Origin of the sequence: Rhodococcus sp. As11 (assembly GCF_048957735.1) — a bacterium.
Classification (GTDB): domain Bacteria; phylum Actinomycetota; class Actinomycetes; order Mycobacteriales; family Mycobacteriaceae; genus Rhodococcus; species Rhodococcus gordoniae.
In genome coordinates this window covers 120,115-140,014 of record NZ_JARDJE010000004.1, presented here as the reverse complement: position 1 = coordinate 140,014, position 19,900 = coordinate 120,115, and the positions used below count along the sequence as shown (strand labels likewise).

The window sequence follows — 19,900 nt, the reverse complement described above, 5'->3', positions numbered from 1 at the left end:
CGGATCCCGGGAACGGCGGACGGTTCGGAGTCGGGAGTCGACGGTGAGAGGCCGGCACAGGCCGAGGTCATCGTCGTCACCGGCCTGTCCGGGGCAGGGCTGAGTACCGCGGCGACCGCACTCGAGGACCTCGGGTGGTACGTGGCGGAGAACCTTCCGCCCCAGCTGATGCTGTCCATGATCGATCTCGCGGTGCAGGCCGAGCCTCCTCTGCAACGTCTCGCCGTGGTGATGGATGTGCGCAGCCGGCTGTTCACCGGCGACCTCGAACGTGTCGTCACCGACCTCGCGGCCCGTCCGGTCAACACCCGTGTGCTGTTCCTCGAAGCAGCCGACTCGGTGCTCGTCCGGCGGTTCGAACAGGTGCGCCGCAGTCATCCGCTGCAATCCGACACGGCCGACCGCACGCTCACCGACGGTATCGCCGTCGAACGCGAGCAACTCGCTCCCGTCAAGGCCGCCGCCGACCTCGTGATCGACACGTCCGCCCTGTCGGGACCCGACCTGCGCCGCAAGATCGAAGCGGCCTTCGGCGACGCCGCGTCCGACACCATCCGGGTGACCGTGGAGTCGTTCGGCTTCAAGTACGGCCTGCCCATGGACTCCGACGTCGTGTGCGACGTGCGGTTCCTGCCGAACCCCCACTGGATCGCCGAACTGCGACCGCATACCGGGCAGGAGCCCGCGGTGCGCGACTATGTACTGTCCCGCGACGGTGCCGAGGACTATCTCGCCACCTATCACCGGCTGCTCGATCTGACGACGGCCGGTTACCGCCGGGAGGGGAAGCGCTACATGACGATCGCAGTGGGCTGCACGGGAGGGAAACACCGGAGCGTGGCGATGGCAGAGGCCCTCGCCGCACGCCTCGAGCAGGCACCGGATCTCACGGTGAACGTGGTGCACCGGGATCTGGGGCGCGAGTGAACTCCGACGAGGCTCCGAACCCCGACGCGGTTTCGAACTCCGACGAGGCCATATCCGGACCTGCGATCACGGCTCTCGGTGGCGGACACGGCCTGTACGCGACCCTCAGCGCCGTACGGCGTCTCACCGAGCGGGTCACCGCCGTGGTGACCGTCGCCGACGACGGCGGATCCTCCGGGCGGCTGCGCGCCGAACTCGGCGTCGTCCCACCCGGTGATCTGCGCATGGCCCTCGCCGCGCTCGCCGGTCCGGACGACGAGGTCCGGGTGTGGACCGAGACCGTGCAGCACCGTTTCGGGGGGACGGGTGCGCTCGCCGGGCATTCCGTCGGCAACCTGATCCTCGCCGGGCTCGCCGAGGTGGCCGGCGACACCGTCACCGCGCTCGACATGCTCGCCCGCGTCCTCGACGTGCGCGGCCGTGTCCTGCCCATGTCGCCGATCCCGCTCGACATCGAGGCCGACGTGTCGGGACTCGAATCCGACCCGCGGGTGAGCCGGTGCATCCGTGGGCAGGTCGCGGTGGCGACCACCCCCGGCAAGGTGCGCAGGGTCCGCCTGATCCCCGCCGATCCGCCGGCCTGCCCGTCCGCGCTCGACGCGGTCTGCGAGGCCGACCTCGTGGTGCTCGGCCCCGGATCGTGGTTCTCGAGCGTCATCCCGCACGTGCTCGTCCCGGACCTGCACGAGGCGCTGGTCCACACGAAGGCGCTCAAGGTACTCGTGCTCAACCTCGCGGCGGAGCCGGGGGAGACCGCCGGATTCTCCGCCGAGCGTCACCTGCACGTTCTCGCCCAGCACGCACCCGATTTCCGTGTCGACCACGTCGTCGTGGATGCTGCCTCGGTACCGGAAGGACGCGAGCGCGAGCACCTGAGCCGGTCCGCGGCCCGATTCGGCGCGGACGTCTCGTTCGTCGACGTCGCGGAGACCGGTACGCATCGACACGACCCCGCCAAGTTGGCAGGGGCACTGGAAACATGTCTGTCCTCGCGCCGTGGAAACCGTGCCGCACGCGGGGACGGGAGGGAGAGCGTCTCGTGGCAATGACAGCGGAGGTCAAGGACGAGCTGAGCAGGTTGTCGGTCACCAGGATCAGCAACCGCAAGGCCGAGGTGTCCGCCCTCCTGCGCTTCGCCGGGGGATTGCACATCGTCGCCGGACGGGTGGTCGTCGAGGCCGAAGTGGACCTCGGTTCGATCGCCCGCCGTCTCCGCCGCGAGATCTTCGAGCTCTACAGCTATCCCGCCGAGATCCAGGTGCTCGGCGCGGGCGGACTGCGCAAGAGCTCCCGGTACGTCGTCCGGGTCGCCAAGGACGGTGAGGCGCTGGCCCGCCGCACCGGTCTGCTCGACGGCCGGGGACGACCCGTACGCGGCCTGCCGGCGCAGGTGGTCGGCGGCAGCGTCTCCGACTCCGCCGCGGCCTGGCGGGGGGCGTTCCTCGCGCACGGCTCGCTCACCGAACCGGGCAGGTCCTCGGCCCTCGAGGTCAGCTGTCCCGGCCCGGAGGCCGCCCTCGCGCTCGTCGGTGCGGCCCGCAGGCTCGGCGTCACCGCCAAGGCGCGCGAGGTGCGCGGCGCCGACCGCGTCGTGATCCGAGACGGCGAGGCCATCGGCGCGCTGCTCACCCACATGGGCGCCCAGGACACCCGCCTGGTCTGGGAGGAACGCCGCATGCGCCGGGAAGTGCGCGCGACCGCGAACCGCCTCGCCAATTTCGACGACGCCAATCTGCGCCGGTCCGCACGCGCCGCAGTGGCAGCCGCGGCGCGGGTCGAACGGGCGTTGGCGATCCTGGGAGAGGACGTGCCCGACCACCTCGCCGCCGCCGGATCGCTGCGCGTGCAGCACCGCCAGGCGTCCCTCGAGGAACTCGGACAGCTCGCGGACCCGCCGATGACCAAGGACGCCGTGGCAGGGAGGATCCGCCGCCTGCTGTCTATGGCGGATCGACGGGCGAAGGAACTCGGTATCCCCGACACGGAGTCGGCCGTCACCGCTGAGTTGCTGGACGAGGCGTAGCGGGGCACGCTGGGAACGGAGTTCGCGCCACGACAGGGCGGCTCCCACCGCACGACCACAGCCCACTAGGGTAGGGGTCACACCAGCACAATCATCGAAATTTCAGGGCAAAGGAGCTTCACTGTGACTGTCCGCGTAGGCGTGAACGGATTCGGACGCATCGGGCGTAACTTCTTCCGTGCGGTCGAGGCGCAGAAGGCGCTCGGCACCACCGACATCGAGATCGTCGCCGTCAACGATCTCACCGACAACGACACTCTCGCGACGCTCCTGAAGTACGACTCGATCCTGGGTCGCCTCGACAAGGACGTGCGTGTCGAGGGCGACTACATCATCGTCGGCGAGCAGAAGATCAAGGCTCTCGAGATCAAGGAAGGCCCCTCCGCGCTGCCCTGGGGCGACCTGGGTGTCGATGTCGTCGTCGAATCCACCGGCATCTTCACCAACGCTGCCAAGGCCAAGGGTCACCTCGACGCCGGTGCCAAGAAGGTCATCATCTCGGCGCCCGCCACCGACGAGGACATCACCATCGTCATGGGCGTCAACCACGACAAGTACGACGGCACGCAGAACATCATCTCGAACGCCTCGTGCACCACGAACTGCCTCGGCCCCCTCGCCAAGGTGCTGAACGACGAGTTCGGCATCGAGAAGGGTCTGATGACCACGATCCACGCGTACACCCAGGATCAGAACCTCCAGGACGCGCCGCACAAGGATCTGCGTCGCGCCCGCGCCGCCGCCCTGAACATCGTGCCCACGGGCACCGGCGCCGCCAAGGCCATCGGCCTGGTGCTCCCCGAACTGCTCGGCAAGCTCGACGGCTACGCGCTGCGCGTCCCGGTCCCGACCGGTTCGGTCACCGACCTCACCGCGACCCTCACCAAGAAGGCCACCGCCGACGAGGTCAATGCCGCGCTGAAGGCCGCTGCCGAGGGCCCGCTGAAGGGCATCCTGAAGTACAACACCGACCCGATCGTGTCCTCGGACATCGTCACCGACCCGCACTCGTCGATCTTCGACGCGCCGCTGACCAAGGTCATCGACGAGCAGGTCAAGGTGGTCTCCTGGTACGACAACGAGTGGGGCTACTCGAACCGTCTGGCAGACCTCATCGGTCTCGTCGGCAAGTCCCTCTGACACTCGCAGAACAGGACATCCGAACAGTGGCAGTTCAGACCCTGAAGGATCTGCTCGACGCCGGTGTCGAGGGCCGTGGCGTGCTCGTGCGCTCCGACCTCAACGTCCCGCTCGACGGCGAGACGATCACCGACGCCGGCCGCATCCTCGCGTCCGCGCCCACCATCCGCACGCTGGCGGAGGCCGGGGCCAAGGTCGTCGTGACCGCGCACCTCGGCCGCCCCGAGGGCGAGCCGGATCCGAAGTACTCACTCGCGCCCGTCGCGGCGAAGCTCGGTGAGGTTCTCGGGCGCAATGTCCAGCTCGCCGGCGACGTCGTCGGGCAGGACGCGCTCGCACGCTCCGAAGGCCTGACCGACGGCGACATCCTCCTCCTCGAGAACGTCCGGTTCGACGCTCGCGAGACCAGCAAGGACGACGCCGAGCGGCTCGCCTTCGCCCGCGAACTCGTCGAGCTCGTCGGCGACGACGGCGCGTTCGTCTCCGACGGCTTCGGTGTCGTGCACCGCAAGCAGGCGTCGGTCTACGACGTCGCGACGCTGCTTCCGCACTACGCGGGCGGTCTCGTCGCGGCCGAGGTCGAGGTGCTCGCCAAGCTCACCACCGACACCGAGCGGCCCTATGCCGTGGTGCTCGGCGGCTCGAAGGTCTCCGACAAGCTCGGGGTCATCGAGGCACTTGCGCCCAAGGTCGACACGCTCGTCATCGGTGGCGGCATGTGCTTCACCTTCCTTGCCGCGCAGGGTTGTCCGGTCGGCACGTCGCTGCTCGAGGAGTCGATGATCGACACCTGCAAGCAGCTGCTCGAGCGGTTCGGCGACGTCATCCACATCCCGCAGGACGTTGTGGTGGCCGACAAGTTCGCGGCCGACGCACAGTCGCAGACCGTCGCGGCCGACTCCATCCCGGACGGATGGATGGGCCTCGACATCGGACCGGAATCCGTGCAGCGCTTCGCCTCGCTCCTCGGCTCCGCGAAGACGGTGTTCTGGAACGGCCCGATGGGCGTGTTCGAGTTCGAGAACTTCGCGGCAGGCACGAAGGGTGTCGCGGAGGCGATCATCGAAGCCACCGGAAAGGGCGCGTTCAGCGTCGTCGGCGGCGGCGACTCCGCTGCGGCCGTGCGGTCGCTCGGACTCGGTGAGGACCGTTTCTCGCACATCTCCACCGGTGGCGGCGCCTCCCTCGAATACCTCGAGGGCAAGGAACTGCCCGGCATCTCGGTTCTGGAGGGCTGACGGGAATGGCACGGACACCGCTCATCGCGGGCAACTGGAAGATGAACCTCAACCACCTCGAGGCCATCGCTCTGGTGCAGAAGATCGCGTTCACCCTTCCCGAGAAGTACCTCGAGAAGGTCGACGTGACGGTCATCCCGCCGTTCACCGACATCCGCTCGGTGCAGACGCTCGTCGAGGGCGACAAGCTCGGCATCACCTACGGGGCGCAGAATCTGTCGGTCCACGACTCCGGCGCCTACACCGGAGAGATCTCCGGCGCGATGCTCGCCAAGCTCGGCTGCACCTACGTGGTGGTCGGGCACTCGGAGCGTCGCACCCTGCACGGTGAGACCGACGAGATCGTCCGCGACAAGGCCAAGGCCGCGCTTCGGCACGGCCTCACGCCGATCGTCTGCATCGGCGAAGGTCTCGACGTCCGCGAAGCGGGCAACCACGTCGAATACAACGTCGAGCAGTTGAAGAACTCGCTCGCCGGTCTGTCCGCCGACGAGATCGCGAAGATCGTCGTCGCGTACGAGCCGGTCTGGGCCATCGGCACGGGCAAGGTCGCCTCGGCGGCCGACGCCCAGGAGGTGTGCGCCGCGGTGCGCACCACCCTTGCCGAGCTGGCCTCGCCCGAGGTCGCGGCGTCGGTCCGCGTCCTGTACGGCGGGTCGGTCAACGCCAAGAACGTCGGCGAGCTCATCGCTCAGTCCGATGTCGACGGTGGTCTCGTGGGAGGCGCTTCCCTCAAGGCCGACGAGTTCGCTCAGCTGTCGGCGATCGCCGCAGGCGGTCCGCTGCTCTGAGCGACGAACATCGCGGTGGAGTGCAGGATCTCGTCGAGATCCTGCACTCCACCGCTTTTCGCCTCTGTACGCAGATTTCCCGCCCGGCCTCGTGCTCGCAGCGACCCTCACCGGCACACCCACGCCGTCGTCCCACGACGAGCGGGTAAGCTGACGCCGACGTCGCCCACCATCCGAAGGACATCGAACACCGACATGGAACTGTTCCTGGACATCCTCCTGATCGTCACGAGCCTGCTGCTCATCCTGCTGGTGCTGCTGCACCGCGGTAAGGGCGGTGGTCTGTCCAGCCTGTTCGGTGGCGGAGTCCAGTCCAATCTCTCGGGCTCGACGGTGGCGGAGAAGAACCTCGACCGTCTCACCGTCTTCACCGGCATCATCTGGGTGATCGCGATCCTCGGCATCGGACTGCAGATCAAGTTCAGCTGATCCGACCGGGGCGCACGGCCGCGTGCGCGGTCGCGCACCGGCCACGAGGCACACATACTGGCCGTATGACGGACGCTGTGCCTACATCTGCGACAGAACCTCTCCGCGAGGACATCCGCCTGCTCGGCGGCATCCTCGGCAACGTCATCCGCGAGCAGGCGGGAGCCGACACCTTCGACCTGGTCGAATCGGCCCGGGTGGAGAGCTTCCGGATCCGGCGCTCCGAGATCGACCGCACCGCACTCGCCGACCGCTTCGCCGGCGTCGCCACCGACGACCTGCTTCCCGTCGCCCGCGCGTTCAGTCATTTCGGTCTGCTCGCCAATCTCGCCGAGGATCTGCACCGCGAACGACGCCGCGCCCTGCACGTGCGGGCAGGCGACCCGCCGCAGGACAGCAGTCTCGCCGCCACCTACGCCAAGCTCGACGCGGCCGGCCCGAGCCTGGACGTCGGCACCGTGACCGACGCGCTGTCCTCCGCCCTCGTCGCTCCTGTCATCACCGCTCATCCCACCGAGACCCGGCGGCGCACGGTCTTCGACGTGCAGACCGCCGTCACCGACCTCATGCGGCGCCGGGAGAAGACCGACGACCCCGCCGCGCTCGAGGAGATCGACCGTGCGCTCTACCGGCACATCCTCACCCTCTGGGACACCGCGCTCATCAGGCTTGCGCGGCTGCGGATCAGCGACGAGGTCGACAACGGTCTGCGCTACTACGACCTCGCGCTGTTCGACGTCGTGCCCGCTCTCAACGCCGAAGTGCGCCGCGAACTCCGGCGACGCTGGCCCGACGCCGCGGTGCTCACCGAGCCGCTGGTGCGGCCCGGCACCTGGATCGGTGGCGACCGCGACGGCAACCCCAACGTCGACGGGGAAGTCGTCACCACCGCCGCGAATCGTGCCTGCGAGACCGCGCTGCGTCATCACCTCACCGAACTCGCGGCGCTCGAACGCGAACTGTCGATGTCCGAACGCACCGCGACCATCAGCGGTGCCCTGAAGAAACTCGCCGACGACTCGGGCGACGAGGATCCCGCGCACAGTGACGAGCCGTACCGGCGTGCCGTGCACGGCATCCGCGCTCGCCTCACCGCGGCCGCGGAACGGTTGCTGCCCGGCGTCGACCTGCCCCACACGGTGCGCATCCCGTGCGAACCGTATCCTCACCCGGCCCGCCTGCACACCGACCTGAACATCGTCGACGCATCCTTGCGTGCGGGTGGTGCCGCGGTGATCGCCGACGACCGGCTCGCCCACCTGCGCAGCGCCGTCGAGGTCTTCGGGTTCCACCTCGCACCGCTCGACCTGCGGCAGAACTCCGAGGTACACGAGAACGTCGTCGCCGAACTGCTCTCCTGGGCGGGGGTCACCGACCGCTATCGCGATCTGCCGGAAGACCAGAAGGTCGCGCTCCTCACCGCGGAACTGCGGATTCGCCGCCCGCTCACCGCCGCCGATGCGCACCTGTCGGACGAGACCGCGAAAGAACTCGGCATCCTGCGTGCCGCCGCCGAAGTGGTCCGCCGCATCGGACCGGCCGCCATCGAGCACTACATCATCAGCATGTGCACCTCGGTGTCCGACCTGCTCGAGGTCGAGGTACTGCTCAAGGAGGTCGGCCTGCTCGACCTCGACCGCGGCTATCCGCGCAGCACGGTGCAGGTCATCCCGCTCTTCGAGACGATCGACGACCTGCGCGGCGGCGCTGCCACGCTGACCGCGGCCCTCGCCGTGCCCGAGTTCCGCAGCCTCGTCGACGGGCACGACGGCCTGCAGGAGATCATGCTCGGGTACTCCGACTCCAACAAGGACGGCGGCTATCTCGCCGCCAACTGGGCGCTCTACCGCGCGGAACTCGACCTCGTCGACGCGGCTCGCACCGCCGGGATCCGGCTGCGTCTGTTCCACGGTCGCGGCGGTACCGTCGGCCGCGGTGGCGGACCGAGCTACGACGCCATCCTCGCCCAGCCGCCAGGAGCGGTTCAGGGATCGTTGCGCCTCACCGAGCAGGGTGAGGTCATCGCCGCGAAGTACCGCGAACCGGTGCTCGCCCGCCGCAATCTCGAAGCGCTCGTCTCGGCGACACTGGAATCGAGCCTGCTCGACGTCGAAGGCCTCGGAAAGGACGCACCGGAGGCCTACCGGATCCTCGACGAACTCGCCGACCTGGCCCGCGCCGCGTACAGCCGCCTGGTCCACGAGACGCCGGGCTTCGTCGAGTACTTCACCACGGCGACACCGGTCTCGGAGATCGGGGCGCTCAACATCGGCAGCCGTCCTGCCTCCCGCAAGCAGACAAAGGCGATCAGCGACCTGCGGGCCATCCCGTGGGTGCTCTCCTGGACGCAGAGCCGTGTGATGCTCCCCGGCTGGTACGGCACCGGAACGGCCGTGCACGACTGGGTATCCGGCGATCCGGACCGATTGGCAACTCTGCAGGATCTCTACCGACGCTGGCCCTTCTTCCGTTCGGTGTTGTCGAACATGGCGCAGGTGCTCGCCAAGTCCGATCTCGGCCTGGCCGCCCGGTACTCCGAACTCGTCGACGACACCGAACTGCGTGAGCGGGTGTTCGGCAGCATCGTCGACGAGCACGCCCGCACCGTCGTCGCCTACGAGCTGATCACGGGGTACGACTCGCTCGTCGCGGACAATCCTGCCCTCGAGCGGTCGCTGCACAACCGGTTCCCGTACCTCGAACCGCTCAACCATCTGCAGGTCGAGTTGCTGCGCCGGTTCCGCGCCGGCGAGGACACCGACCGGGTCCGGCGCGGCATCCAGATCACCATGAACGGGCTTGCTACCGCATTGCGCAACAGCGGCTAGAAAGAGTTTCTCGTCGGGTTGTCGATCCGGCACATGTCCGTTCGTCGTGATGGTGTAGGGACGAACACCACACAGACGGGAGCGACCGCCATGAAGTACATGCTGCTGATCTACGCATCCACCACCGATGAGCCCACATGCACCATCGAGGACTGGCAGAACTACGAGAAGACGATGCGCGACGCGGGAGTCCTCGTGTCCGGGCACGCTTTGCAGGATCTCGTCACCGCGACGTCCGTGCAGGTCGACGCGAACGGGCGACGCACGGTGACAGACGGACCGTTCGGCGAGAGCCGCGAGGTGCTCGGCGGATACGACGTCATCGACGTCGGCAGTCTGGACGAGGCACTCGACTGGGCGGCCCGCTGCCCCGGTTCGAGGGACGGCGGCACGGTCGTGGTGCGGCCGATCGCGGACTTCGGGGACTGAGCGATGGAGGAACCGGCCGCGACCGTCGAGGCGGTGTTCAGGGAGGAACACGGCCGGCTCCTCGCCGCGCTCGTCCATCGGTTCGGCGATCTCGACCTCGCGGAGGAGGTCGCATCGGACGCGCTGGAAACGGCGCTCGTACGCTGGCCGGCCGACGGGGTGCCCGAGCGTCCGGGTGCCTGGCTGCTCACCACGGCGAGGCGCCGAGCGCTGGACCGGGTACGCCGCGACCGCGTGTATGCGACACGCCTCGCCGAACTCGCCATCGACACCGAACGTCGCACGTCGAACGAACCACCCGAGACCGGTGAGCTGCCGGACGACCGCCTCGAACTGTTCTTCACCTGCGCCCACCCCGCCCTCGCCGCCGACGACCGCGTCGCGCTGATCCTGCGCTGCCTCGGCGGGCTCACGACGAACGAGGTGGCCCGCGCCTTCCTCCTTCCGCCGCCGACGATGGCGCAACGGATCGTGCGGGCCAAGAAGAAGATCCGCGGTGCTCGCATTCCGTTCCGGGTGCCGGGCCCCGACGAACTGCCGGAGCGACTACCGGCGGTGCTTGCGGCGCTCTACTCGATCTTCACCGAGGGTTATGTCGCGAGCAGCGGCGAACATCTGCAACGCCTCGACCTCGCCGAGGAAGCGGTCCGCCTCGCGCGCATCCTGCACCGCCTGATGCCGACCGAACGGGAGGTGAGCGGGCTGCTCGCGCTCATGCTGCTCGTCCATGCACGCCGGGACGCACGCACCGACCCGTCGGGCGCGATGATGCTGCTCGACGTACAGGACCGCACCCGCTGGGACCGCTCGATGATCGAGGAGGGCAGTTCGCTGGTGGTCGCCGCACTCACCGGGGGACCACCCGGCCCGTACGGAGTGCAGGCTGCCATCGCCGCACTGCACGACGAAGCGAACGACGTCGACAGCACCGACTGGCCGCAGATCGTCGCGCTCTACGACGTGCTGACCGCACTGAGCCCGTCGCCGGTCGTCGCACTGAACCGCGCCGTGGGGGTTGCGATGCGCGACGGGCCCGCGGCCGGACTCGAACTCCTCGACGGTCTCGCGGAGGAGCCGAGTCTGCGCGACTACGGGCCGTACGCGGTGGCGCGGGCCGAGTTGCTGAGCCGGGTCGGTCGGAAAGGTGAAGCGGCCGAGGCGTATCGGCGCGCGCTCGAGCTCGCCGGTACCGAACCCGAGCGGCGACACCTTCGATCGAGACTCGTGAGGTCGGCGAACCCACCGGGTGAGTAGAGGATTGCGGGCGCTGGAGCTTACGATTCGGGCAACTCCGGGTCGCCGCGTGACTCCGAGAGAGCGAGCGGCACGGGATCGTCCGGAGGTTCCGGGTCGCACCAGCCGTCGTCGATGCATGCCGGATCGTCCGGGCCGTCTCGGAAGTCGTCCCACCGGAACAGCACGCTCGCGTGGAAGTTCGCGTCGGGTGGGATCGGGCGCCGTGTGCGACCGGCAAGGATCCAGATCCGGCCCATACGATTCGGCTTCGCCTTTGCGTACTCTTTGTCCCGCTGGGGAAGTCCACGCAACTCCGCTTTCCGACGCAGCAGTACCCCGTGCTCACGTGCCCCGTCGAGCACCCACAGAAGCGAGATGTTGGCGAGTCTGTCGTCCTTGAATCCGCCACCCACGTCGGAATGGACGCCGGTGAACCAGGCTTCTTGGATTGCCGCGTTCGTCACCAAGTCCGCCTTGTACGGCCTGCGATATTCGTCGATCGAGACGGCATGCCGACCTGCTTCCACATTCGGGAGGTCCTCGGTCTTCACGAAGTGAAGGTCTCGCCGGAACAGGCCGGGGGCGCTGACAGTGTCCCAGATGCCTAGGTAGTGCACAGGAACGGAGAACGAGCCGTTCGGCGCACGGCACACGGTGGCGGAGAATTCCTGGGCGGCTTTCTCGTTCTCCTCTGTCCACTCGCCCCGGGGCGCATACCTGGCGATCGCATACTGGACGAGGTTTTCTGCCGCAGGTCGTGGAATGCCGATGACGTGCAACATGCCCGCAAACGCCCGGGCCGTGTACGCACCTCGGCTGAACCCGAAGAGATAGATTCGATCTCCCGGCTCCCACTGGTTCATCAGGAAGGCGTAGGCCTCCGCGAGATTCGTCTTGATTCCGACGCCGAATGCGAGCCCGAGCGTGCGCGAGATCTTCTGCCCGACGCGTGTCGACGCGCCGGCCGACGAGAATGTGCCGACCCCCGGGTCGTAGTAGACGATCTGTTCGCCCGTGGTGTTCTCGAGTGCTCGGAACAATCGGACGACGTTGGTGTTCCCCGTGGCGCGAATTTCGTTCCCGGTGCCGTCGAAGCACAGGACGATGTTCTTCGATCCTTTCTTCGTCGTTGTTTCGGTCTGCTGTGTGTCTGTTCCGGGCTGCGGCATAGTAGGACTCCCTGAATGCGTCCGGCTGGTAGACCCGACGCTAGGAGCCCTGACAGGACGTCTCACGGGTAGTGCACTACTCGAATCCGTCCGACGCGTCGGACGGCGTTCCTGCATCGGACGCGTCCGTGCCGGTCAGCGGTATTCGTCGACCAGGTCGAGATAGTCGTCCCATGACGGTGGGCGGGTGCCGGCCAGTGCTGCGTCGAGACGGTCGAGGTAGTACTGCCAGCCCGGCCCGATCTCTCCGGCTTCCGAGCGCGGAACGTGACGGTGCGTGAACTCGAGGGTGGTGATCTTTCCGACCTGGTGCAGCGCAACCTCGAGTTGCCACCCGTCCACGTCGACGGCGAATCCGTCCGGGGGAGAACACCGAAGGATGTCCACGTATGTGGTGGCCGAGTCGTGGTCGTCGGTCATCGTCAACCGCACACGGCCCGTGGCCGGGTCGCCGGTGTATGTGCCGTACCAGCGACCCAGCTTCTCGGAGTCGGTGAGTGCCGCCCAGACCTCGCCGATCGGGAGCGGGAAGTTGCGGTGGTAGCTCAGCCGCACCAGCGACGAGTCGCTCGGGCAATCACGCTCCGGGTTCACTTCGCCTGTGATCGTCCTCGGCGTGCTCATCACGGCTCCTCTCATGGGCGCTCACCTCACCGAAATTGTCCTGTATCCGGCTGTCGGCGCGAGCCGTTTCACCGCGATGGTTCCTCCGCTGTGGCCAAGGAGGTGCGCAGCCGTTGGTTCGGCAGCAGGGCGACCGCGACGAGTCCGACGACGGACAGCACCGACAGCAGGAGGAAGACCCGGTCGGTGCCCTCGCCGTGGGGCGGGACCGTCGCGGCGAGGAGGGGCAGACCCACGGCCGCTCCGATGAGGCGGAAGAAGAAGACCGCCGCACCGGCCGCACGGAAACGCTCCGGGGCGACGGCGTTCTGGACCAGCGTCACGAGGTTCTGCAGCAGGACCCCGATCCCCAGACCGAGCAGCAGGACTGCGAGCTCGATCCACCACGGAGCGGTGTTGCCGTCGGCGCACGCGAGCATCGCGCATCCGGCGACCTGGAGCACGGACCCGGCCACGAGCAGTGCCTTCCACCTGCCGGAGCGAGCGATGAGACGACCCGAGGTGTAGGAGGAGGACGCGAGTCCGAACACCAAGGGGGTCAGCAGGATCCCTGTGGCAGTGGCCGTGTGGTGGCGCACCGCCTGAAAGTACTCGCTGAGGAAGGACAGCGTTGCGTAGAACGCGAACCCGGACGATACGGACGTGATCAGAGCGCACGCGACGGTGCGCTGCCCGAGCAGATCCACCGGCACCACAGGGACGGGAGTGCGGCGTTCGACGGCGAGCGCAGCGACGAGCAGGACCCCGCCGACGACGAGGTATCCGACCTGCGGCCACGACAACCGGCTGCCGCCGGAGCTGACCCACACGAGCACCAGCGTCACCCCGGCTGTGAGCAGTACCGCGCCGGCCCAATCGACCCGCGCATCCGACGAGCTGCGCGGCCGCGACTTCAGCCTGCGTCGCAGTGCGACCAGCGCCACGCCGGCCGGTACCGCGGGCACGAGGAAACAGGCCCGCCAACCGAGAGGAGTGTCGACGAGTGCGCCGCCGAGGAGCGGACCGCCCGCCATCGACACCGCCATGACCACGGCGCCGTACCCGGCATAACGGCCCTGTTCCCGCGGCGGGATGAGAGCGCCGAGCACCGCCACGGTCACGGCCACGACGCCGCCGAGACCGACCCCGTGCACCACGCGACCGGCGAGGAGAACGGACAGAGCCGGAGCGCAGGCCGAGATCACCGACCCCGCCGTCAATGTCAACAGCGCCGCCTGGACGAGAAGACGCGTGTCGTAGCGGTCGGATATCGATCCCCAGACCGGGGTGGTGGTCGCGTTGGCGAGGAGAGCGACCGTGATGATCCAGGTCAGGCCGACGGAGCCGCCACCGAGTTCTGCTGTGACGGCAGGTAGTGCGGGGATCGCGACGGTGCCCGAGAGCAATGCGGCGAACAGCGCTGCGAGCAGGGGGAGCAGCACCGCGAGGATGTCGTGATGGGTGGGTGGTGGGTCGACGGATGTCGGTGACGAGAGCTGCGGAACCGCAGCTCGGTGCGAGGACATGACGGGGTCCTTGGACGAAGTCGGCGTTCGACGGAGTCGAGGGCAGGGCCGGAACCGAATGCGACACGAAGTGAGGGCGCACGGGGATCGGACCGCCGGAAGGCGGGATCACCGATGCGATACTCGTCGCTCCGTCTTCTGCATTCGCATTACTTCTCCTCGGACGGGTGGACGCTTCCGTGTCCACCGAATCGATATTCCCAGTGTGCGCCGTCGGCAGGCATCAGCACGAGTAGTGCGTTACTCGATCCCCTCCGGACCGAATAGGACCGAGTACCTAGAGGCGTAGTACCCGACTCAACGGGGGACAGCAGGCGGGGGCGGTGCAGTTCCGTCGGTCCAGGTGGTGCTGGCGTCGTACACGATGCCGGTCAGGTCGGCCTCGCGAAGCTCGGTGCCGATCAACGTTGCGCCTGTGAGGTCGGCACCGTAGAGGTCGACGTTGGTCAGGTGAGCAGCCGTGAGGTCGGTTCCTCGGAGATCGGCGTAGGCCAGCACGGTCTCGGCCAGATCGGCATTGTAGAGATCTGCATCGGTCAGAGAGGCGCCGGCAAGACAGGATGCCGACAGATCGATCGCGTTGGGTCCATCGTGATCAGCATTCCGTCGCCCGATGGCCGTGAGAGCCGCTTGCACATCGACCGAGGGGCGAGGCTCGGCGAGGGGATCCGGCGATTCGGCGCACCCTGGCGTGACGGGGGAATGGGTTCGGACGAAAGCACCCAGGACCTCGAAGATCGTCGGATGATCGCGAACGGAGTCGCGGGACAGGCGTTCGAGGGAATAGACCGCGCCCAAGCGGACGTCGAGCGCCGACGAGCCCAGCTGCTCGACGGCTCTGCTGAAACGCTCGGTGAGGAGTCCCTGTTCGGAGAGTTGGTACTGGTTCTCGTTGGCGCGTAACGACTGGCCGGAGAACCAGAGCGCACCGACCGCAGCGACCGTGGTGGCAAGTGACGCCACCTTGGGCCAGCCGTGCCACCCGAAGATCCGACCGCCGCGAAGGCTGATCCGCGCCCACCACGACTGTGGTGTCGACAGAGGTGACGGATGTCGTGTCATGGGTCGCAACCGCTCCGCCTGTCTCCGGCGGCGCGGTTCGGGAGGGCGAGGTGGCGTTGTGCGCGTGGGGTCCATGCGTCTTCCTGTATCGGGTCAGACCCGTCCTACATCGGGTTCGAGCATTCACGGCCCGCGGGGTGGCTGCCACATTCGCAAGCATCGAGGTCGTGGTGGGGAGCGGTCGTCTCATCCGATACCGGCTCACCTCGATCGTCGAGTTCGATGTGCCGATCAGGCATCAAGGTTCGAGCACGCCAGGCTTGTATGTAGGTGATCCACTCGTCGTCGCACAACGCGCCGGTCAGTAGTTCCAGACGGCACTCGGCGGTGTCCGGGGAATCGCCACGGCGGGCAATCGCGTCGACCAGAGCGTTGCGGTAGGCGCATCTCCGTTTGGCCGCCAGGAGATCGGTGGCGCTGCGGATTCCCAACGCGTGCAAATCGGACAGCACTTCCGTGCCCTCGAGGTCGCCGGGATCGTCCGTCTTCGTAGACTCGACGATGTGTAGGCGCAGGATCGCCTGGTCTACCCAGTCGACGAGACGCCCGACCGGGATTCGCGTTTCGAGCAACAGGTCCACGAGATCGTGGTGCGCGAGAGCCTCGATGTTGGGTACGCCCTCGTCGATCAAACGTGCCTGGTCGTAGAGGTCGAGTCCTTCGATGTCGGTCAGTGGTAGTTGCTCTTCGAGGGCACGGCGATCCTTGGGGAGAAGGCGGTGTCGCAGAGTCTGGCGGAGCAGCACCATCCCTGTTTCAGGAAGCACGCCGATCAGGAACGCCAACGGCAGCACCGTGGCGTCGTAGATCCATGACTCCGGTGATTCGACGACGGCCTGTAGCAGGCAGGCCAGGATGGCGACGGTGATCACTCGCACGGTGATCGCGCTGTATGCCTTCGGTCGTAGGTCGTTCCGGGAATAGCGGCGCAGACAGGTGTTCAGGGAGAAGAAGTATGCGCCCAGGAACGCGAACGCAAGTGGGTCGGCGAGCGCAGCGAAAAGGGTTGTGTCGGGCGCGGTGGGGGAATGCAGGGCCATGGTCCAGCCCAACGCGATGGTGACAGTGGAGACGAGGATGGGCCACAGTCGCTGAGTGGCGTTCACCGTCGTGGTCTGTTCGTCTGCAGCGTAGAAGACCTCGTCCATCTGGCTGCCGTACTTCGACTGCACGTCTGCCAGCGTGCGGACATTCGGGTCCAGCCGGAAGATCTGCCATTCGAAGCGGTCGCGCAGCGTGCTCAAACGTTGACGGTCGAACAGGAAGAACAACAGACCCGGCAACATGGTTGCCACTGCCACGAACACGACGGCGACGATGGGTGCCTCGGTGATCCTCACCAGCCCGGCCCGGAACGCCAGGACGGGCACTGCCACGCTGATCGCGAGCATGCACCACAGCGTGACCGTGTGCAGTTGACGGCGGGAACGCGGTTTGGCGCCGTCGAGACGTTTCTCGACCGAGGGTCGAACAGGGGACACGAGTCCGCGACGTATCAGACCTTGCCAAAGCCACTGTTCTTCGGTTTCGGTGAGCACGCGGCGTTCGAGTGGTGAGAACACGAGTGTTCGGCCGTCCGCGCGGGTGATGCGAAGCCGGGAAGGCGTCGCATTGCGCAGCGTGAACTCGGGAGGTGCGGCCGGGCTGTCTCCCTGGCTGCGATGCCGCTTCCAGATCGTCGCGAACCGGCTGTCTTCCCTCTTCTGCAACATGATTCTCACCCCGTTGCACCGATCGACCGTGTTCGAATCCTCCGCGCTTCGGGCGCGGACGACACGGGTAGCGAGCTACCCGATTTCCGTTGATGGCTCCGCCGGTCCGTACGACCGACGGGTGATTCGGGCGAAATACCGCACCCGTTCCGTGACATCTCGTACGCTGCACGCCGGAAGCGACGAGGGGGTGACGTGGACGACGCGCAACAGGGGTACTGGAACAGGCGGCGTTTTCTCGCCGGAATGGCCACGACCATGGCGGCCCTGGTCGGCACCGCAGGGGTGTTTGCGCGGGAGTCGGCCGCGAGTCCGCCGAGCGAGACGCCTCCGGTGCGCGACACGATCAACGGAGTGCTCGCGTTCGTCGTACCCGGCAACGACCTGTACTCGCACCAGCAGGGCGTGTGGACCGACAGGCCCGGTGGCGTCACCGTCGGCACGGCGGAATCCCTCGAGCGAACTTTGGACCAGGCGTCGCCGATGCCGCTGCTCGGCCCCGAGGCGGGCAAGCTGCCCGGCGCCGCGGCGATCGCGGTGCTGCTCAACACCTTCGGTGTCACCGCCGACCCGCGTTCGGTGAGTGGGCCGTTCGCGGCGCCCTTCGCGAACCTGAGTCACGCCGCGAAAGCGCAGGTCTTGGAATGGCTCGACACCGACCCGCGTTTCGAAGGTCTGGTGCTGAAGTTCATGGTCAACGCGATCCCCACCCTGGCGGCCTTCGCGGCCTTCGCGGAGGTCTCCGCTTACGACCGCGCGCGCCGGCAGATCACGGGACGCCCGGTCGGCTGGGAGCTGAGCCGCTATGCCGGGCCGAGCGACGGGTGGGACGAGTTCCTGGGCTACTACGGCGGAATCGACGAGGTGGGGGACAGATGACCGACGTCATCGTCATCGGGGCCGGTGGCGGCGGACCCGTCGTGGCCAAGGAGCTCGCAGCGCGCGGCCTCGACGTGCTCGTTCTCGAGGCAGGACCTCGCTTCGCCGACCCGGAGAACGAGTGGACCCACTTCGAGGACGACATCAACAATCCGATCACCGGGCTGTTCCGCCACGGGCCGGGAGACCGCTCGGGCACGCCGTGGCTGCGTGATCTGCCTCAGAACTCGTTCGTGTGGCAGGTGTCCGGCGTGGGGGGCACCACGCTCCACTTCTTCGGCAACTCACCGCGGGCGGCACCCGGCGCGTTCTCCGGATACGACGGCGCCGACCGCGACATGTACGACACGGCGCACCTGTTCCCCTTCGGCTACGACGATCTGCGTCCCTACTACGAGTGGGTGGAGGCCACGTTGCCCGTGCAGACCGCACCGATGGGTGCCAAGGAGCAATTGTTCCTGCGGGGCGCAGCCGCCATGGGTCTGCCGCACCAGACCTCGCTCGACACCACCGGGGCAGCCCACCGCGCCCAGCAGAACGCGATCCTCCAACCCGGTGGCACCGCCGGCCGCACCCGCGACCGCGCGCGTCTGCACCATCCCGAAGCGCGGGGTTGCACGATGTGCGGGCACTGTTATCAGGGTTGTTTCCTGCCGCTGGGGGCGCCGCGCAATCTCAAGGCCAAACGGTCCACCGACAACTCGTATGTCCCGATGATGCTCACCGCAGACGCGTGGTCATCCCCGGGGCGTGCCGTCACCCTGATCGCCGATGCGGTGGTCTCCGAGATTCTCGTCGACGAGGTGAACGGGGAGGCCGTGGCACGCGGCGTGCGGTTCACGACAGCGGGGGAGGAGCACGAGGCGACCGCCCCGGTGGTGGTGCTGGCGGCCGGGTGCATCGAGAGCCCGCGATTGTGGCTGAACTCGACGCTGCCGAATCCGAACGGTTGGGTCGGCCGCGGTCTCACCGACCACCACATGGACGCGGTCTTCGGTGTCTTCGACGAGTACACCGGACAGACGCGCGGACCGGGTTCCAACGCTCGCGTCGATCTGCCCGGCTACGGCGGGATCGAGCAGGTCGGTCTGCCCCCGGCGTTGATCGCGTATGCGCTGAACTTCAGCGACTCCGGCATCCACGGGTACGGACGTGCCGGCGGTGTTGTCGATTCCGCGGGGGCCGACAGTATGGGGCGGCTCGTCGGACGCGACCTGCTCGACACGATGGCGGACGCCGACCGCGTCCTCGCGGCGCTCGTCATCTCGGACGACGACGTCGAACCTGACAACCGCGTGACGCTCTCACCGATCCTGTATCCGGACGAAGGAGGTCCGGCGCCGCGGGTGACCGTGCAGCATCGTCGGCGCTCGGCTCGTACCCGCCGCAATCGTGACTACGCGACCCGCAAGGCCGTCGAGTTGATGAGGGCGGCGGGTGCGAAGAGGGTGCATCGCTGCGATTGGCCGCCGCTGATCCTGCACTCGCAGTCGAGCATGAGGATGGGGGTGAGCGACCGGGATTCGGTGCTCGATGCCGACGCCGAAGCGCGGTGGGTGAAAAGGCTGTTCGTCGCCGACAATTCGGCGCTCGCCAACAGTCTGGGAGGTCCGAACCCGACGTTGACGACGCAGGCGCTCGCCACCCGCACAGCCGAGAAGATCTTCGCGAAGTACTTCGGTGGCGATCCCTGGGTGGCACGTGAGAACCCCGTGTCGTCGATCGACGACCGCGTCACCGCCGCGGTGATCGAACGGGGTATCTGACCGCTCGCTCCCGAATCGGAACCGTCGATTTCGTTCCGAATGGAACCGTCGGGCGTCCCGGCGCGTCGAACGAGACAGAGGGCCGTGACGACAACGGTCCACGACGGGAGGAGTTCACCGGCATGGACCCACGAACGGTGCG

General features: G+C 67.7%; 17 protein-coding genes. 12 read left to right on the top strand and 5 right to left on the bottom strand.

All coding sequences use genetic code 11. The features are described from left to right. Nucleotides 1-3: 3 nt before the first annotated feature. The 10 genes from rapZ to PV766_RS06715 all read left to right on the top strand — a co-directional run bounded on the left by rapZ (nucleotide 4) and on the right by PV766_RS06715 (nucleotide 11,059). Nucleotides 4-927, top strand: a complete 924-nt coding sequence (rapZ, locus tag PV766_RS06760) for an RNase adapter RapZ (protein WP_064064998.1) — start codon at nucleotides 4-6, stop codon at nucleotides 925-927. Next, on the top strand, nucleotides 924-1,976 hold the full coding sequence (locus PV766_RS06755) for a gluconeogenesis factor YvcK family protein (protein ID WP_084421931.1): 1,053 nt from the start codon (nucleotides 924-926) through the stop codon (nucleotides 1,974-1,976). Before rapZ ends, PV766_RS06755 begins: the two co-directional genes overlap by 4 nt. Then, a complete protein-coding gene (gene whiA / locus PV766_RS06750; RefSeq protein WP_064064913.1) occupies nucleotides 1,967-2,950 on the top strand; it encodes a DNA-binding protein WhiA in 984 nt (327 codons plus the stop codon). The genes PV766_RS06755 and whiA overlap by 10 nt, the downstream gene beginning before the upstream one ends. 123 nt (nucleotides 2,951-3,073) lie before the next feature. Then, nucleotides 3,074-4,090: a type I glyceraldehyde-3-phosphate dehydrogenase gene (gap, locus tag PV766_RS06745; RefSeq protein WP_064064912.1), complete on the top strand. Its 1,017-nt coding sequence runs from the start codon at nucleotides 3,074-3,076 to the stop codon at nucleotides 4,088-4,090. A gap of 26 nt (nucleotides 4,091-4,116) precedes the next feature. After that, a complete protein-coding gene (locus PV766_RS06740; protein ID WP_064064911.1) occupies nucleotides 4,117-5,328 on the top strand; it encodes a phosphoglycerate kinase in 1,212 nt (403 codons plus the stop codon). 5 nt (nucleotides 5,329-5,333) lie between these two features. Further along, a complete protein-coding gene (gene tpiA / locus PV766_RS06735) occupies nucleotides 5,334-6,119 on the top strand; it encodes a triose-phosphate isomerase (RefSeq protein WP_421096726.1) in 786 nt (261 codons plus the stop codon). 195 nt (nucleotides 6,120-6,314) lie between these two features. Beyond that, a complete protein-coding gene (gene secG, locus PV766_RS06730; RefSeq protein WP_026003669.1) occupies nucleotides 6,315-6,548 on the top strand; it encodes a preprotein translocase subunit SecG in 234 nt (77 codons plus the stop codon). Between the two features lie 65 nt (nucleotides 6,549-6,613). Beyond that, nucleotides 6,614-9,376: a phosphoenolpyruvate carboxylase gene (ppc, locus tag PV766_RS06725; RefSeq protein WP_421096725.1), complete on the top strand. Its 2,763-nt coding sequence runs from the start codon at nucleotides 6,614-6,616 to the stop codon at nucleotides 9,374-9,376. 90 nt (nucleotides 9,377-9,466) lie between these two features. Further along, complete coding sequence (locus tag PV766_RS06720; RefSeq protein ID WP_421096724.1) at nucleotides 9,467-9,805, top strand: YciI family protein; 339 nt, start codon at nucleotides 9,467-9,469, stop codon at nucleotides 9,803-9,805. A gap of 3 nt (nucleotides 9,806-9,808) precedes the next feature. Continuing rightward, on the top strand, nucleotides 9,809-11,059 hold the full coding sequence (locus tag PV766_RS06715; RefSeq protein ID WP_421096723.1) for an RNA polymerase sigma factor: 1,251 nt from the start codon (nucleotides 9,809-9,811) through the stop codon (nucleotides 11,057-11,059). Between the two features lie 20 nt (nucleotides 11,060-11,079). On the opposite strand, the gene PV766_RS06710 is transcribed toward PV766_RS06715, so the two are convergent. The 5 genes from PV766_RS06710 to PV766_RS06690 form a co-directional block, all read right to left on the bottom strand. Beyond that, complete coding sequence (locus PV766_RS06710) at nucleotides 11,080-12,210, bottom strand: DUF2235 domain-containing protein (RefSeq protein WP_064064906.1); 1,131 nt, start codon at nucleotides 12,208-12,210, stop codon at nucleotides 11,080-11,082. A 135-nt stretch (nucleotides 12,211-12,345) separates the two neighbouring features. Continuing rightward, a complete protein-coding gene (locus PV766_RS06705) occupies nucleotides 12,346-12,834 on the bottom strand; it encodes an SRPBCC domain-containing protein (protein ID WP_421096722.1) in 489 nt (162 codons plus the stop codon). A 68-nt stretch (nucleotides 12,835-12,902) separates the two neighbouring features. Continuing rightward, on the bottom strand, nucleotides 12,903-14,339 hold the full coding sequence (locus tag PV766_RS06700; protein WP_421096721.1) for an MFS transporter: 1,437 nt from the start codon (nucleotides 14,337-14,339) through the stop codon (nucleotides 12,903-12,905). Between the two features lie 297 nt (nucleotides 14,340-14,636). After that, nucleotides 14,637-15,401: a pentapeptide repeat-containing protein gene (locus PV766_RS06695; protein ID WP_421096720.1), complete on the bottom strand. Its 765-nt coding sequence runs from the start codon at nucleotides 15,399-15,401 to the stop codon at nucleotides 14,637-14,639. 104 nt (nucleotides 15,402-15,505) lie between these two features. Further along, on the bottom strand, nucleotides 15,506-17,113 hold the full coding sequence (locus PV766_RS06690; RefSeq protein ID WP_421096719.1) for a hypothetical protein: 1,608 nt from the start codon (nucleotides 17,111-17,113) through the stop codon (nucleotides 15,506-15,508). A gap of 195 nt (nucleotides 17,114-17,308) precedes the next feature. Here PV766_RS06690 and PV766_RS06685 point away from each other — a divergent pair, with 195 nt between their 5' ends. Together PV766_RS06685 and PV766_RS06680 are read left to right on the top strand one after the other, a co-directional pair. Then, nucleotides 17,309-17,992, top strand: coding sequence for a hypothetical protein (locus PV766_RS06685; RefSeq protein ID WP_421096718.1), 684 nt, complete (start codon nucleotides 17,309-17,311; stop codon nucleotides 17,990-17,992). Continuing rightward, nucleotides 17,989-19,758 (top strand): GMC family oxidoreductase N-terminal domain-containing protein, encoded by a 1,770-nt coding sequence (locus tag PV766_RS06680; RefSeq protein WP_421096717.1) that lies wholly within the window; start codon nucleotides 17,989-17,991, stop codon nucleotides 19,756-19,758. Before PV766_RS06685 ends, PV766_RS06680 begins: the two co-directional genes overlap by 4 nt. The last annotated feature ends 142 nt before the right edge of the window (nucleotides 19,759-19,900 follow it).

Bases quoted from the DNA above. Each gene is read 5' to 3' on its own strand.
- ppc (WP_421096725.1), top strand. From the start codon at position 6,614: ATGACGGACGCTGTGCCTACATCTGCGACAGAACCTCTCCGCGAGGAC.
- PV766_RS06700 (WP_421096721.1), bottom strand. From the start codon at position 14,339: ATGTCCTCGCACCGAGCTGCGGTTCCGCAGCTCTCGTCACCGACATCC.
- PV766_RS06690 (WP_421096719.1), bottom strand. From the start codon at position 17,113: ATGTTGCAGAAGAGGGAAGACAGCCGGTTCGCGACGATCTGGAAGCGG.
- tpiA (WP_421096726.1), top strand. From the start codon at position 5,334: ATGGCACGGACACCGCTCATCGCGGGCAACTGGAAGATGAACCTCAAC.
- secG (WP_026003669.1), top strand. From the start codon at position 6,315: ATGGAACTGTTCCTGGACATCCTCCTGATCGTCACGAGCCTGCTGCTC.
- PV766_RS06680 (WP_421096717.1), top strand. From the start codon at position 17,989: ATGACCGACGTCATCGTCATCGGGGCCGGTGGCGGCGGACCCGTCGTG.
- PV766_RS06695 (WP_421096720.1), bottom strand. From the start codon at position 15,401: ATGACACGACATCCGTCACCTCTGTCGACACCACAGTCGTGGTGGGCG.
- PV766_RS06715 (WP_421096723.1), top strand. From the start codon at position 9,809: ATGGAGGAACCGGCCGCGACCGTCGAGGCGGTGTTCAGGGAGGAACAC.
- PV766_RS06720 (WP_421096724.1), top strand. From the start codon at position 9,467: ATGAAGTACATGCTGCTGATCTACGCATCCACCACCGATGAGCCCACA.
- PV766_RS06710 (WP_064064906.1), bottom strand. From the start codon at position 12,210: ATGCCGCAGCCCGGAACAGACACACAGCAGACCGAAACAACGACGAAG.
- PV766_RS06705 (WP_421096722.1), bottom strand. From the start codon at position 12,834: ATGAGCACGCCGAGGACGATCACAGGCGAAGTGAACCCGGAGCGTGAT.